General features: G+C 46.0%; 14 protein-coding genes and 1 pseudogene. 12 read left to right on the top strand and 3 right to left on the bottom strand.

Translation table 11 applies throughout. The features are described 5' to 3' along the window. The 3 genes from RWS39_RS08125 to RWS39_RS08135 form a co-directional block, all read left to right on the top strand. The coding region (locus RWS39_RS08125) for a PALP domain-containing protein (protein WP_462982794.1) at nucleotides 1-666 on the top strand (666 nt) is incomplete at its 5' end. A gap of 108 nt (nucleotides 667-774) precedes the next feature. Continuing rightward, entirely contained in the window at nucleotides 775-2,052 is a 1,278-nt protein-coding gene (locus RWS39_RS08130) for an MATE family efflux transporter (RefSeq protein WP_314482336.1), read from the top strand. Then, nucleotides 2,049-2,663, top strand: coding sequence for an HAD-IA family hydrolase (locus tag RWS39_RS08135; protein WP_314482341.1), 615 nt, complete (start codon nucleotides 2,049-2,051; stop codon nucleotides 2,661-2,663). The genes RWS39_RS08130 and RWS39_RS08135 overlap by 4 nt, the downstream gene beginning before the upstream one ends. A 47-nt stretch (nucleotides 2,664-2,710) precedes the next feature. On the opposite strand, the gene RWS39_RS08140 is transcribed toward RWS39_RS08135, so the two are convergent. Further along, complete coding sequence (locus RWS39_RS08140) at nucleotides 2,711-3,196, bottom strand: YcxB family protein (protein ID WP_314482343.1); 486 nt, start codon at nucleotides 3,194-3,196, stop codon at nucleotides 2,711-2,713. A gap of 92 nt (nucleotides 3,197-3,288) precedes the next feature. Continuing rightward, nucleotides 3,289-3,480 (bottom strand): annotated as a pseudogene (locus RWS39_RS08145) (histidine phosphatase family protein); the annotation flags it as partial. Nucleotides 3,481-3,564: 84 nt separating this feature from the next. On the opposite strand from RWS39_RS08145, the gene polA reads away from it, so the two are divergent. The 5 genes from polA (at nucleotide 3,565) to RWS39_RS08170 (ending at nucleotide 10,047) form a co-directional block, all read left to right on the top strand. Further along, on the top strand, nucleotides 3,565-6,207 hold the full coding sequence (gene polA / locus RWS39_RS08150; RefSeq protein WP_314482346.1) for a DNA polymerase I: 2,643 nt from the start codon (nucleotides 3,565-3,567) through the stop codon (nucleotides 6,205-6,207). Between the two features lie 221 nt (nucleotides 6,208-6,428). Then, nucleotides 6,429-6,866: a CoA-binding protein gene (locus RWS39_RS08155; RefSeq protein WP_314482349.1), complete on the top strand. Its 438-nt coding sequence runs from the start codon at nucleotides 6,429-6,431 to the stop codon at nucleotides 6,864-6,866. Further along, nucleotides 6,867-7,364: a kinase gene (locus tag RWS39_RS08160; RefSeq protein ID WP_314482352.1), complete on the top strand. Its 498-nt coding sequence runs from the start codon at nucleotides 6,867-6,869 to the stop codon at nucleotides 7,362-7,364. It abuts the gene before it with no gap. Between the two features lie 321 nt (nucleotides 7,365-7,685). Then, nucleotides 7,686-8,354 carry a DUF6287 domain-containing protein gene (locus tag RWS39_RS08165; RefSeq protein ID WP_314482354.1) on the top strand — a complete coding sequence of 223 codons (669 nt, stop codon included), beginning with the start codon at nucleotides 7,686-7,688 and terminating at the stop codon, nucleotides 8,352-8,354. Between the two features lie 226 nt (nucleotides 8,355-8,580). Continuing rightward, a complete protein-coding gene (locus RWS39_RS08170; protein ID WP_314482357.1) occupies nucleotides 8,581-10,047 on the top strand; it encodes an alpha-L-fucosidase in 1,467 nt (488 codons plus the stop codon). A gap of 194 nt (nucleotides 10,048-10,241) precedes the next feature. Here RWS39_RS08170 and RWS39_RS08175 read toward each other — a convergent pair whose 3' ends face one another. Beyond that, nucleotides 10,242-11,075, bottom strand: a complete 834-nt coding sequence (locus tag RWS39_RS08175) for a DUF975 family protein (protein WP_314482359.1) — start codon at nucleotides 11,073-11,075, stop codon at nucleotides 10,242-10,244. A gap of 147 nt (nucleotides 11,076-11,222) precedes the next feature. On the opposite strand from RWS39_RS08175, the gene tgt reads away from it, so the two are divergent. The 4 genes from tgt to RWS39_RS08195 all read left to right on the top strand — a co-directional run. Beyond that, on the top strand, nucleotides 11,223-12,365 hold the full coding sequence (gene tgt, locus RWS39_RS08180; protein ID WP_314482361.1) for a tRNA guanosine(34) transglycosylase Tgt: 1,143 nt from the start codon (nucleotides 11,223-11,225) through the stop codon (nucleotides 12,363-12,365). A 24-nt stretch (nucleotides 12,366-12,389) separates the two neighbouring features. Then, a complete protein-coding gene (locus RWS39_RS08185) occupies nucleotides 12,390-13,028 on the top strand; it encodes a uridine kinase family protein (protein ID WP_314482363.1) in 639 nt (212 codons plus the stop codon). 372 nt (nucleotides 13,029-13,400) lie between these two features. Further along, nucleotides 13,401-13,709, top strand: coding sequence for a 30S ribosomal protein S10 (gene rpsJ / locus RWS39_RS08190; RefSeq protein WP_003009585.1), 309 nt, complete (start codon nucleotides 13,401-13,403; stop codon nucleotides 13,707-13,709). An 82-nt stretch (nucleotides 13,710-13,791) separates the two neighbouring features. Continuing rightward, nucleotides 13,792-14,069 (top strand): large ribosomal subunit protein uL3 (locus RWS39_RS08195; RefSeq protein WP_462982795.1); only part of this gene is annotated, 278 nt, incomplete at its 3' end.

Here is a 14,069-nt window from a genome sequence, read left to right on the forward strand (position 1 = left end):
GCGGCCTACTATGCCAAGCAAATCGGTCTGCCAGTTGGCAAGCTGATCTGCGCATCGAATGAAAACAATGTCCTGACTGACTTCTTCAAGACGCAGGTTTATGACAAGAAGCGGAGCTTCAAGGTGACCACTAGTCCATCCATGGATATTCTGGTTTCCTCTAACTTGGAGCGCTTGATTTTCCATCTGTCTAGTAATAGCGCTGAGAAAACAGCTGCTTTGATGGCGGCTCTGAATGAGCAATGTCAGTATGAACTGACGGACTTTGACGCTGAAATTTTAGAGCTCTTTGCGGCTGACTATGCGACAGAGAAAGAAACAGCAGCTGAAATCAAGCGGGTCTATGAAGGATCTGACTACATCGAAGATCCTCATACAGCCGTTGCGTCTGCTGTCTATCAAAAATATCTGGCAGAGACAGGGGATCAGCGCAAGACAGTTATCGCATCTACCGCTAGTCCTTATAAATTCCCAGTCGTGGCTGTTGAGGCTGTGACTGGTCAAACAGGACTCAGTGACTTTGAGGCTTTGGGCCAACTGCACGAACTTTCTGGCGTAGCCCTGCCACCAGCTGTGGACGGCTTGGAAACAGCCCCAGTGCGCCACAAAACGACGGTCGCTGCCGACCAAATGCAGGCAGCAGTCGAGGATTACTTAGGATTGTAAAAATGGCTTAGAAAGCCTAAAATCAGCTGGATATCTGGCTGATTTTTTCTTAGGACGTCCAATGAAAGAAAGTGAAGTAGCTGATGCTTAAAAGGAAGAAATTTCTCTATGACGACTTATAAAAAAATCATGAATATCGCCTTGCCGGCTATGGCGGAGAATTTTTTGCAGATGCTCATGGGAATGGTCGACAGCTATCTGGTGGCCAGTCTTGGGCTGATTGCGATTTCCGGTGTCTCGGTGGCCGGCAACATCATTACGATTTATCAGGCAATCTTTATCGCTCTGGGGGCTGCTATTTCCAGTCTCATCTCCAAAACTCTGGCTCAAGGGGACAAGGAGCGTCTGGCCTATCATACAGCCGAGGCTATCAAGTTGACGCTGCTTCTGAGTGCTTTCTTAGGTCTGCTTTCTCTGCTTTTTGGCAGGCAGATGTTGGATCTTCTGGGGACAGAAAAAGCGGTGGCCGAGGCTGGCGGTCTGTATCTGGCTTTGGTTGGTGGGACCATTGTCCTGCTAGGCTTGATGACTTCCTTTGGAGCTCTGGTGCGGGTCACGCGCAATCCTCGATTTCCCATGTATGTCAGTCTTCTGACCAATGTTCTCAATGCCCTTTTTTCAGCTCTGGGCATTTATGTCTTTCGGCTTGGTATTGTCGGCGTAGCGCTGGGGACGGTGCTGGCTCGTTTGGTCGGTGTGGTTATTCTCTGGCGGGAGCTGGATTTGTCCACAATCCGCTGGCGTTGGGGCTTAGATGGAGAGCTCTTGCGCCTGTCTCTGCCGGCTGCTGGAGAACGGCTAATGATGCGGGCGGGTGATGTAGTGATCATCGCCATTGTGGTCGTCTTTGGGACGGACGCAGTAGCGGGGAATGCCATCGGTGAAGTCCTGACTCAGTTTAACTACATGCCAGCTTTCGGAGTCGCGACAGCAACCGTCATGCTGGTAGCCCATGCGGTTGGGGAGGGAGATATGCAAGCGGTTGGTCTGATTCGTCAGCGGGCCTTCTGGCTGTCTTTTACTTGCATGCTGCCCTTGGCTTTAGGGATTTTCGCCCTTGGTCGACCGCTGACCTTGCTCTATACGGACAATAGCGGAGCGATCACAGCTAGTCTTTCGGTCATCCTCTTTTCTCTGCTGGGCACTCCCATGGCAGCTGGGACCGTGATTTACACAGCGGTTTGGCAGGGGCTGGGCAATGCCAGACTGCCCTTTTATGCCACGACTATTGGTATGTGGCTAATTCGCATCATCTCAGGCTATTTGTTGGGTGTGACCTTTGGCTTGGGTCTGCCAGGAGTCTGGGCTGGGACTCTCTTGGACAATGGCTTCCGCTGGCTGTTTTTAAAGGTTTTATTTGACAGAAAAATGAGGGGGATCACATGACAAAAGTGTTTATTTGGGATTTGGACGGCACCTTGCTGGACTCCTATGATGCTATTTTGGCAGGAATTGAGGAAACCTATGCTCACTATGGTCTGGACTTTGACAGGGCAAGTATTCACAGCTATATCCTAAAGCACTCTGTCCAGAAGCTCTTGGAGGAAGTGGCGTCTGAGAAAGGTCTGGACGCTGCCGAGATGAATGCCTTCCGTGGAGCAAGCCTAAAGGAGAAAAATGCTCAGGTCCATATGATGGAAGGAGCTGCGGAGATACTGGCTTGGGCTAAGGAGCAGGGCATTGCCCAGTTTGTCTATACCCACAAGGGACTCAATGCCCATCAAATCTTGCAAGACTTGGGTATTCATGATTATTTTACAGAAATCATCACGACAGCCAACGGCTTTGAACGCAAGCCCCATCCAGAAGGAGTCGACTATCTGCTTGAGAAATATGGTCTGGACAAGCAGGAAACCTACTATATAGGCGACCGGACGCTGGATGTGGATGTCGCCGTCAACAGTGGCATCCAGAGCATTAACTTCTGTGACTATAGACCAGAAATCAATCAGAAGATAGAGAAGTTGCTGGATATCAAGCAATTATTTACAAGATAAAAAGCAGACTAGAACTGATCTACTGTCAGTCTAGCCTGCTTTTTCTTTTACATATGCTCAATGTGAAGTTCTAGCAAGAACTCAAGAGCCTCGGGAGTACAGTTCTTTTTTTCAATAGGGAAACCGACAATTGGTCCCAACATGATATAAAAATCTTCTTTAGTATGAAAAACTTTGACGATGTCATCATAGCTATAAAGAAACTCTCCTCGTTTGCTTTTTACAGAAAATTTATCTTTCTCAAATATAAGAGTTTGCTCCATATCCTTCCAAAAAGGAGTTTTCCGATAGGCTTTCTTTATCTGAGAGTCCGTGCCAAAGTACATTACTGGGAATATAATCAAAGATGTAAATAGCACGATAAAGAAAGAAAAACGCCTCAGGTTTTCAGGTAGGAAGGTCAGATAGAGAGCCAGGATTCCTATCAAAATGAACATATTCAGCAAGAATCTTTTCCCGCGTAAGAAAACAGACCATGCAAATCGTTGATAGACTTCCTCAGTCACAAGAGTTGGAATGGTTATTGGGAACATGCTTCACCTCCTAGTTTTTATTATTATACCATAGAAGAGTGATAAGATATAGCTGGCTCTTGCTAGGCGATACGAGGCAAGGTAGGTTTCTCTTAGAGGAGGCGAGTGATTTTTTCATCTTCGTCTAAAACCAGTACATCTGGCATGCTTAGGCTACGCCAGAAGTCATAATCAATGCTGGAGTCAAATGCACTCAGCAAGATGCAAATCAGATTGCCATGGGAACTGATGATAATTTCTTCGTTTTGGTGTTTGCTTTCCAGTTCATGAAGGATAATTATAGCAAAATTTGGATCTCAATTCATTTTCTACCGATTTTCCACGCCGCCTTTTCTGTCTTTGTCCGCCTTTCGTGTTATAATAAACCTATGGAAAAAAAGAACAAATTATTATTAATCGACGGTTCGTCCGTTGCTTTTCGCGCTTTTTTTGCGCTTTATAATCAAATCGACCGTTTCAAGAGTCCATCTGGCCTGCATACCAATGCCATTTATGGCTTCCACCTCATGCTCAATCATCTCTTGGAGCGCGTGCAGCCGACCCATGTCCTGGTAGCTTTTGATGCTGGCAAGACGACCTTCCGGACCGAGATGTACGCAGACTATAAGGCAGGTCGGGCCAAGACACCGGATGAATTTCGTGAGCAGCTGCCTTTTATCCGAGAAATGCTGCAGCACCTAGGCATTCGCTACTATGATCTGGCTCAGTACGAGGCGGATGACATCATCGGGACCTTGGATAAGATGGCTGAAAAGACAGCAGTGCCTTACGATGTGACCATTGTCAGCGGCGATAAAGACTTGATTCAGCTGACGGATGATAATACCGTGGTGGAAATTTCCAAGAAAGGCGTGGCCGAGTTTGAGGAGTTTACCCCAGCCTACCTCATGGAAAAGATGGGCATCACGCCAGAGCAGTTCATCGATCTCAAGGCGCTGATGGGCGATCAGTCGGATAATATCCCCGGCGTGACCAAGATTGGTGAGAAGACTGGCCTCAAGCTCCTCTTGGAGTATGGCTCTTTGGAAAATCTCTATGAAAACATTGACCAGCTCAAGGCTTCCAAGATGAAGGAAAATCTGATCAATGACAAGGACAAGGCCTTCTTATCGAAGACCCTAGCTACCATCAATACTCAGGCTCCGATTGAAATCGGGCTGGATGATTTGGTTTATAAGGGTCCGCAGATAGAGACCCTGAGCAAGTTCTATGACGAGATGGGCTTCAAGCAGCTCAAGGCTCAGCTAGGAACTGCTCAGGAACCAGTAGAAGTCAAACCAATTGAATTTACCAAAGTGACTGAGGTGACAGTGGATATGCTGGCACCAGAGCAATTCTTCTATTTTGAAATCTTGGGTGACAACTACCACAAGGAAGAGATTGTCGGTCTTGCCTGGGGCGATAGCCGTCAGATTTATGTCGGTTTCAGTGATTTACTGCAGCAATCTCTCTTTCAGGAGTTTTTGACAAGAACAGCTCTGAAAACCTACGACCTAAAGCGGACCAAGGTACTGCTCAGTCATTATGGCATCGAGTTGCCAGCAGCATCTTTTGATGCGCGCCTAGCCAAGTATCTGCTTTCGACGGTCGAGGATAATGAGCTGGCGACCATTGCTCGCCTCTACGGCCAAACCATTCTGCCGACTGATGATGAGGTTTATGGCAAGGGAGCCAAGCGCGCTCTGCCGGAGCAAGAGCAGCTCTTTGAGCATCTAGCTCGTAAGATCCAAGTATTGCTGGAAACAGAAGAGCCAATGCAAGAACAGCTCCGCGCCCATAATCAGCTGGATTTGTTGCTTGAAATGGAGCAGCCGCTGGCCTTTGTCTTAGCCAAGATGGAGATTGCGGGAATCAAGGTTGAGCGGGAAACCCTGCAGGGTATGCAGGCGGAAAATGAAAAGACGCTGGAAAGTCTGACTCGAGAGATTTACGATCTAGCTGGTCAGGAGTTTAATATCAACTCACCGAAACAGCTGGGAACCATTCTCTTTGAGGATATGGGGCTGCCGCTGGAGTACACCAAAAAGACCAAGACGGGCTACTCGACAGCGGTGGCTGTGCTGGAGCGTTTAGCACCGATTGCACCGATTGTGTCTAAGATTCTGGAATATCGTCAAATCAGCAAGCTCCAGTCCACTTATATCATCGGACTGCAGGAGGCGATTGCAGCTGACGGCAAGATTCACACTCGCTATGTTCAGGATTTGACTCAGACGGGCCGCCTGTCCTCGGTTGACCCCAACCTCCAGAACATCCCCGTTCGTTTGGAGCAGGGGCGCCTTATTCGCAAGGCCTTTGTGCCAGAGTGGGCAGATAGTGTGCTACTCAGCTCGGATTATTCCCAGATTGAGTTGCGGGTGCTGGCTCACATTTCGCAGGACGAGCATTTGATAGCTGCCTTTCAGCATGGAGAAGACATTCACACAGCTACCGCTATGCGGGTCTTTGGTATTGAAAAGGCAGAGGATGTGACGCCGAATGACCGCCGCAATGCCAAGGCTGTCAACTTCGGAGTAGTCTATGGCATTTCCGACTTCGGCCTAGCCAATAATCTAGGCATTTCCCGCAAGGCTGCCAAAGACTATATTCAGACTTATTTTGAGCGTTTCCCTGGTATCAAGAATTATATGGAAACGATTGTCCGCGAAGCGCGTGATAAGGGCTATGTAGAGACTATTTACCATCGCCGTCGCTCCTTGCCAGACATCAATTCCCGCAACTTTAACATCCGAAATTTTGCGGAGCGCACAGCTATTAACAGCCCAATTCAAGGCTCCGCCGCAGACATTCTCAAAGTCGCTATGATCAATCTGGATCGAGCTCTGACAGAGAAGAATTTCAAGTCTCGCATGCTCCTGCAGGTGCACGATGAAATCGTGTTAGAAGTGCCAAATGACGAACTAATAGCTATCCGCCAGCTAGTCAAAGAAACCATGGAAGCTGCGATTGAATTGGCTGTTCCTCTGGTCGCAGATGAAAATGCCGGCCAAACTTGGTACGAGGCGAAGTAAGACAAGATAGAAAGAGCGTCAAAAAACGACTGAAAATCAGGAATCTGGCCGAAGGAGTCATGCTCCCAGAACGGAATATCTATTTCCAAGGTTTTAGCTCGTATCAGTTAGGCTTGCAAGATTTTGGAGAATTTATCTATTTTCCGAAGTTTCAGCTCATGTTCAGCTAAGATATCATTGTTAAAAAAGTTAAAAATTATTTATAAAACAGGAGGAAGTTTATGACTTACCATTTTCAAAATCCCAGTGACGGCGTTGTCAAGCGCTATCTGGAAAACAGCAAGGTGATTGCCGTTGTTGGCCTGTCTGACCGCAAAGAAACAACCAGTAACCGTGTATCCAAGGAGATGCAGGAGCGGGGCTATCGCATTATCCCAGTCAATCCGCGAGCAGCGGGCAGTCAGATTTTTGGTGAAACAGTTTATGCCAGTCTCAAAGACATTCCTTTCCCAGTGGATATTGTCGATGTTTACCGTCGTAGCGAGTTTCTGCCAGATGTGGCGCGTGATTTTCTGGAAGCAGATTCCAAGATTTTCTGGGCTCAGTTGGGCTTGGAAAATGAAGAAGCTGAGCAGATTTTGCGGGCAGCTGGTTGCGAAGATATCGTTATGGATCGCTGCATCAAACGCGAGCATACCCGCTTGATTCTGGGCGAATAAATGGCCAAGTTAGTCATCATTCGTGGTAATTCCGGCTCTGGCAAGTCGAGTCTGGCCAAGAAACTGCAGGCACACTATGGTCGAGGGACTCTCTTGATTGCGCAGGACACAGTTAGACGGGACATGCTCAAGGAAAAAGTTGAGCCGGGCAACCTATCTATTGACCTGACTGAAAGCCTAGCTCGTTTTGGCTACGAGCATGATTTGCTGATCTTGGTAGAAGGGTTTTATGAGACAGACATTTACGGACAGATGCTGGAACGGTTGCGGACTTTGTTTGCTTCTCAGACTCTAGCCTATTACTATGATTTGACTTTTGAAGAAACCGTCCGCCGCCATCGGACTAGAGTAAAACAAGAAGAATTCACCCCATCCGACATGAAGCGCTGGTGGAAAGACCGAGACTTCTTAGGTTGGCAAGAAGAATCGCTCTTTAGGAATGAAGATTCTTTAGAGGCAGCCTTTGAGCGGATCGTTCAGGATTTAGAGAAAATTTGAAACGAAGCGAGAGTGGGACAGAAATCGGTAATTGGTTAGAATTCGATTTCGTCGTCCCACCTCCGCACAGTTGAGTAGGGCTGTAAAAACTGATGAAATCAGCGTAGTAGAGCCCACTCAACCACTGCGCCTTGCTCGGCAATCCAAAGACAATTGAGAGGCTAGGACTTTTGTCCCAACCTCGTTTTTGCATCAAAAAGGTATTTCCATAAATTGCAGATAAACTTTGAGAAAAATATTACACAAAATGTTGACAAAATTATTTCGTATGATTACAATTAGATTACAAAATATTTCTTTTGTTACAAACAAGGAGATTCCATGATGAAACGTAGTAAATTTATCTTATTGACAGCCACTGCCTTATGCTCTGCTTTTCTGCTTGCAGCCTGTAGCTCTAAACCTTCCACGGAGGCTAGCAGTTCTACCTCTCAGAGCTCTAAGATTAGCAGTTCTAGCAAGTCTTCGACTAAATCATCAGCTAAGCAAAGTTCTGCTTCCAACGAAGCAAAAGCATCCTCTACTACCAAGCCTTCTAGCGACCAGAGTGTTTCCAGCCAGGCTGAGAAGCCCGTGGACAACAAGACTTCAGCAGATTCGAATACTCCAACAACTCCAGCTAATCCAGTGGCCCCTGTAGCCTCAGGAATAGATGTCAATGCTCTAGCAAATGGTGATTTCTCTAGCATTGCTGGTACTTGGCAGGATGATTTGGGCAACCAATTAGTATTTGATGCAAATGGCTTGCTGTCCCATACTTACAGAGGAAATGAGTCAAGCGACTACACTTTGACAAATAGTCAGGTATATGAAGGTAAGTTCGGAGCGTTTTTAACTCATAAATCAGGGAATGAAGTGGCCTCCTTCACAGCTATTCCTAAAGGAGCTCGTCTTTATGATACTGGAAGTGAAAATCGGAAAGAACGCATTTTAGTGGGGCAAGATTTTACCTATGCAAGCCAACATCCCTACTATCGTGTAGCGAATTGATGTATTGAATGATGAGCATCGTGATGCGAGTGGCTTTCCGAGACACTCATCATGCTGACAATATAAAAACAAGGAACAGAATTGCTTGCTGTTCCTTTTTCTCTGCTTTATAGGGAATGTTTCCTCGCAGGACTGTTTTGGATTATTTTTTGTAAAATGGCTCTATCTTCTCAAAAAATTGGTACAATAAAAGAAAGCGTTTTAATCGAATGATGAGGTAGTAGTGATGAAAATATCTTTAGAAGAAATTCAAAGAGTTGCCAACCAAGGCCCTTTCTATCCAGACTGGGACTCTCTTGCGACCTATCAAGTTCCCAACTGGTTCAAAAGGGCTAAGTTTGGGATTTTTATTCACTGGGGACTCTACAGCCTTCCTGCCTTTGGGAGCGAGTGGTATTCTCGAAATATGTACATCCAGGGCACGGCAGAATTTGACCACCATGTCAAAACTTTTGGCCCCCACAAAGATTTCGGCTACAAGGACTTTATTCCACTTTTTACTGCCGAAAATTTTCATGCGGACGAATGGCTACGCCTCTTTAAAGAAGCGGGAGCCCAATATATTTTTCCAGTGGCAGAGCATCACGACGGCTTCCAGCTTTATGGCAGTCAGTTCTCTCCTTTTAATAGTGTAGAAATGGGGCCAAAGCGTGACATCTTGGGGGAATTGAGTCAGGCAGCCCAAAGAGAGCAAGTGCATTTTTGTACTTCCTCCCATCGGGCAGAGCATCACTTTTTCTTTTCGCATGGAAAGGAGTTTGCCAGTGACATTGCCAGCGAAGTCAGTCGCGAGGAACTCTACTGGCCAGCTATGCCAGAGCCAGACCACCATGATTTGTTTGGTCAGCCTTATCCGAGTCAGGAGTTTCTAGATGATTGGCTCCTGCGTACCTGTGAGCTGGTTCGAGATTACCAGCCTGAGATTTTGTATTTCGACTGGTGGGTTCAGCATGTAGCTTTTAAAGAGCACATGAAGCTTTTTGCGGCCTATTATTATAATTTAGGTGAGGCCTCTGGGAAGCCAACTAGCATTTGCTACAAACATGATGCGCTGGCTTTTGGTGCGGGGATTGTGGAAGTGGAACGTGGCGGTTTCGCAGAGATCCAGCCCTTCACTTGGCAGACGGATACAGCTATTGCGCGAAATTCTTGGGGCTACACAGAAAACCTTGACTATAAGTCAGCTAAAGAAATCATCCAGACCTTGATTGATGTTGTGTCCAAAAATGGGAATTTGTTGCTGAATATTGGGCCGAAAGGAGACGGGGCGATTCCAGAAAAAGATCAAGAAATCTTGAGAGAGATCGGGGCTTGGCTTCAAGTGAATGGCCAAGCGATCTATGACTCACGCGCGTGGAGGCAATTTGGAGAAGGTCCTACACAAGTAGACAGTGGGCCATTTTCAGATGGAAACGCTGTGATTTACACGAGTGAGGATTTCCGTTTCACAGCCAAGGGCGGAGCAGTGTATGCCTTTCTGATGGAGCCTGCAGTAAATCAGCGGCTGACGATTCAGGCCTTAGCAGACGAAAGAGAAAATCCCGCTTCTCGCTTTCATGGTATCATAGAAAAGGTATCCTTACTAGGCTATGAGGAACCGCTCGAATGGGAACAAACGCCCCAAGGTTTGCGCGTCTTCATGCCGAGTGTAGCAGGCGACTTACCCTTGGTGTTGAAGGTCCAACTGCGTTAAATCTAGACGAAAAAAGAGAGTGGGATAGAAATAGGTAATTCGTTAGAATTCGATTTCGTCGTCCCACCTCCGCACAGTTGAGTAGGGCTGTAAAAGCTGATGAAATCAGCGTAATAGAGCCCACTCAACCACTGCGTCTTGCTTGACAATCCAAAGACAATTGAGGAGGCTGGGACAAAAGTCCCAGCCTCCTTTTACTTACTTAGTGATTTTAAATTTTCATAAAAGAGTACTCGAGCTGTTGTGATATAGGGATAGGCCACGACCCCAGCGATTCCCAGTGTAATCCCAATCAGTATATACCAGCCGATAAAGCTCAGATCCAGCAAGAAACGTTTCCATTTATAGCCTTTCATCATGCGTCTACTTTGCACAAGAACTTGCCAAGGACCTTGGTAGGTGCCAGTACTTAGCTGATCATAAAGGATGAAGTCGGTCTGAGAGTAAGCATAGTTGGCCATCAGGAATACTGCCGTACCAGCCAAGACAATGAGAGTGCCAAGAAACATCATGGGCGCATAGCTGACGATTTGCTCCACCTCAGGACTAGCAGCTGTTAATTGAGACAAATCGGACATTTTTCCATAAATAGCCAGCACCTTGTAACTGCTGAAAACAAGGAAAAATGAACCGACAAGGCTGATAGAATTCCACAGCAAGAGGAGAATGCTTTTGGTCAGTTGTGTGATAAAAATTGGCGAAAAAAGCTCAGCAGAAAAGATGCGGCCAATATCTGTAAAGCCAACTGTATCACGTTTTTTCCGGACGACTTCCATCATGCTGAAGCTAGCAGATAAAAAGAGCAAGGTGATGATAAATTCTACGATTTGTGGAAAAATTTGACGACCAAAAATCACAACAAAGGCCTGATTGATTTCCAGCTGGGGGATAATTTCCTCTAAATGACGGTTAGGTGACAGATAGGTAGATAAAATGGTTACCAGAGTTGGAATGGCAAAGAGTGAGAAAATGCCGTTGGTTTGATTTCGGATGGTTCGTGCCTGGGCACGGATTTCGCTTAAATTCATACAGACCTCCATTTCATGATTTTTATTATACCACATATCGTGACAGACAAGACTTTTTTTGGTAAAATCATATGGTATCTTATGAGCGCTTGTCGCTTATTTTATAGAAGAAAATAGCTGGGACTGTCTTTCCCAGCAGGAGGAAACATGTCAGATTCACCGATTCAGTATCGTTTGATCAAAAAAGAAAAGCACACAGGTGCTCGTTTGGGGGAGATTATCACGCCCCACGGAACCTTCCCAACGCCTATGTTTATGCCGGTCGGCACTCAGGCTACGGTCAAGACCCAGTCGCCAGAAGAGCTCAAGCAAATGGGTTCTGGTATCATCTTGGCCAATACTTACCACCTCTGGTTGCGGCCAGGTGATGAGCTGATTGCCCGTGCAGGTGGCCTGCACAAGTTCATGAACTGGGACCAGCCTATTCTGACCGATAGTGGTGGTTTTCAGGTTTATTCTCTAGCTGACAGTCGCAACATCACAGAAGAAGGAGTGACTTTTAAGAACCACCTTAATGGCTCCAAGATGTTCCTATCGCCAGAAAAGGCCATCTCTATCCAGAACAACCTAGGTAGCGACATCATGATGTCCTTTGATGAATGCCCGCAGTTCTACCAGCCTTATGACTATGTCAAGAAGTCCATTGAGCGGACTAGCCGTTGGGCGGAGCGTGGACTCAAGGCTCATACTCGTCCGCACGACCAAGGTCTCTTTGGGATTGTTCAGGGCGCTGGCTTTGAAGATTTGCGCCGCCAGTCTGCCCAAGACTTAGTCAGCATGGATTTCCCAGGCTACTCTATTGGAGGTCTGGCTGTCGGCGAGTCTCACGAAGAGATGAATGCAGTGCTGGACTTCACAACGCCCTTGTTGCCTGAAAACAAACCTCGCTATCTCATGGGAGTTGGAGCGCCAGATAGCTTGATTGACGGTGTTATTCGTGGGGTTGATATGTTTGACTGCGTTCTGCCGACTCGGATTGCCCGAAACGGTACCTGTATGACCAGTGAAGGACGTCTGGTTGTCAAAAATGCCCAGTTTGAGGAAGATTTCACGCCGCTGGATCACGACTGTGACTGCTATACTTGTACAAACTACACGCGGGCCTATATCCGCCACCTGCTCAAGGCTGATGAAACCTTTGGCCTCCGCTTGACCAGTTACCACAACCTCTATTTCTTGGTAAATCTCATGAAGAAGGTTCGTAAAGCCATTATGGATGATAATCTGTTGGAATTCCGCGAAGACTTTGTCGAGCGCTACGGCTACAACCGCTCCAAGAGAAATTTCTAAGAGTCTTCAGTAAAGGGAAGAAATATGTCTGATGAAGGAAAACTGTTGGAAAGCTTGGTAGACTACCTGTCGGATGGTCAAAAGCACACCCTGCGCATTTACGGTCATGGTGCTTCGGGTAAGTCAACTTTTGCTCGAAAACTCCAGCTAGCCTTGGGTGAGGAAGGAGCTAATCTTCTGGGAACAGATCCTTATGTAATTACTGGGGAGTATCGAGATTTGCTCAGTTCCAAAGACTTTCCTCATCAAAAAGTAACGGCTTGTATTCCAGCCGTTCATGAACTCAGTAGTCTGGAGCGCGATATTTGTGCTTTGCAATCTGGTCTGGATATTCTGACCATTGGCAAAGCTTGGTCACCGAGTTTGCGTTTGTCAGCACGAAAGCCAATTTTAATAGTAGAAGGCATGTCAGCAGCTTTTTTGCCTAAAAGCTTGTTTGATTTATCGATTTGCTTTTACACGGATGATCAAACTGAGTTAGAACGCCGCTTGGCACGGGATGTGGCTGTGCGAGAACGTAGACCGGAGTGGATAGAGCAGACGCATTTAGATCGGAGAGAGCAATATCAGCACTTTTATCAGCCCTATCTAGCAGCTGCAGACCTTGTCATATGCCAGACTGGCAATAGCTTTCGCATCGAAAAGGACAGCCCGTTGTTATAAAATAAAGTAGCTAAAAGCAAATTTTCCATTCTTAATCTCACTGATGTGCGTCAGTGAGCATTTTTATTTTTTGAGCAAAAACTCAAACGAATAGGTAGAATAATCTAAATTTTCTTCTATATAAATGATTACAAGAATTATAAGTCGCTTAGAAAACGCTTTTATAAAAAATTATCCTAAAAATCTTTAAAAACTTGCTCAAATCCCTTGCAATGCTTGGTTCTTTGTGTTAAGATACTATGGTGCTGTGAAAACAGCGTGTAGCTTTGATGCAAGAGGTTGCGACACGCTCGGTTGCATTGCCACGCAACCGCCTGTCGGTTTTCTTGTGGAGCTAGCCTATTATCTTAAATAGACGAAAAGGAGAAAAAGATGGCAAACAAAAAAATCCGCATCCGTTTGAAAGCTTACGAACACCGTACACTCGACACAGCGGCTGCAAAAATCGTAGAATCAGCTACTCGTACAGGTGCACAAGTTGCGGGTCCAATCCCACTTCCAACTGAGCGTAGCCTCTACACAATCATTCGTGCGACTCACAAATACAAAGACTCTCGCGAACAATTTGAAATGCGTACTCACAAACGCTTGATCGACATCATCAACCCAACTCAAAAAACAGTTGACGCTTTGATGAAATTGGATCTTCCAAGTGGTGTAAACGTAGAAATCAAACTTTAATCTAAAGCTTGATACCTTGAGCATAAAAAACGCTCGTTAAAAACTTTTTGAATAAAAAATATAGAAAAGGAACTATTTTCTCATGACAAAAGGAATCTTAGGGAAAAAAGTGGGAATGACTCAAATCTTCACTGAAGCTGGCGAATTGATCCCTGTAACAGTTATTGAAGCAACTCCAAACGTTGTTCTTCAAGTTAAAACTGTTGAAACAGACGGATACAACGCTATCCAAGTTGGTTTCGATGACAAACGTGAAGTATTGAGCAACAAACCTGCTAAAGGACATGTAGCGAAAGCTAACACGGCTCCTAAGCGCTTCATTCGTGAATTCAAAAACATTGAAGGCTTGGAAGTTGGTGC

The sequence above is a fragment of the Streptococcus cristatus genome, assembly GCF_963529205.1.
Classification (GTDB): Bacteria; Bacillota; Bacilli; order Lactobacillales; family Streptococcaceae; genus Streptococcus; species Streptococcus cristatus_O.

Bases quoted from the DNA above. Each gene is read 5' to 3' on its own strand.
- RWS39_RS08130 (WP_314482336.1), top strand. From the start codon at position 775: ATGACGACTTATAAAAAAATCATGAATATCGCCTTGCCGGCTATGGCG.
- RWS39_RS08135 (WP_314482341.1), top strand. From the start codon at position 2,049: ATGACAAAAGTGTTTATTTGGGATTTGGACGGCACCTTGCTGGACTCC.
- RWS39_RS08140 (WP_314482343.1), bottom strand. From the start codon at position 3,196: ATGTTCCCAATAACCATTCCAACTCTTGTGACTGAGGAAGTCTATCAA.
- polA (WP_314482346.1), top strand. From the start codon at position 3,565: ATGGAAAAAAAGAACAAATTATTATTAATCGACGGTTCGTCCGTTGCT.
- RWS39_RS08155 (WP_314482349.1), top strand. From the start codon at position 6,429: ATGACTTACCATTTTCAAAATCCCAGTGACGGCGTTGTCAAGCGCTAT.
- RWS39_RS08160 (WP_314482352.1), top strand. From the start codon at position 6,867: ATGGCCAAGTTAGTCATCATTCGTGGTAATTCCGGCTCTGGCAAGTCG.
- RWS39_RS08165 (WP_314482354.1), top strand. From the start codon at position 7,686: ATGATGAAACGTAGTAAATTTATCTTATTGACAGCCACTGCCTTATGC.
- RWS39_RS08170 (WP_314482357.1), top strand. From the start codon at position 8,581: ATGAAAATATCTTTAGAAGAAATTCAAAGAGTTGCCAACCAAGGCCCT.
- RWS39_RS08175 (WP_314482359.1), bottom strand. From the start codon at position 11,075: ATGAATTTAAGCGAAATCCGTGCCCAGGCACGAACCATCCGAAATCAA.
- tgt (WP_314482361.1), top strand. From the start codon at position 11,223: ATGTCAGATTCACCGATTCAGTATCGTTTGATCAAAAAAGAAAAGCAC.
- RWS39_RS08185 (WP_314482363.1), top strand. From the start codon at position 12,390: ATGTCTGATGAAGGAAAACTGTTGGAAAGCTTGGTAGACTACCTGTCG.
- rpsJ (WP_003009585.1), top strand. From the start codon at position 13,401: ATGGCAAACAAAAAAATCCGCATCCGTTTGAAAGCTTACGAACACCGT.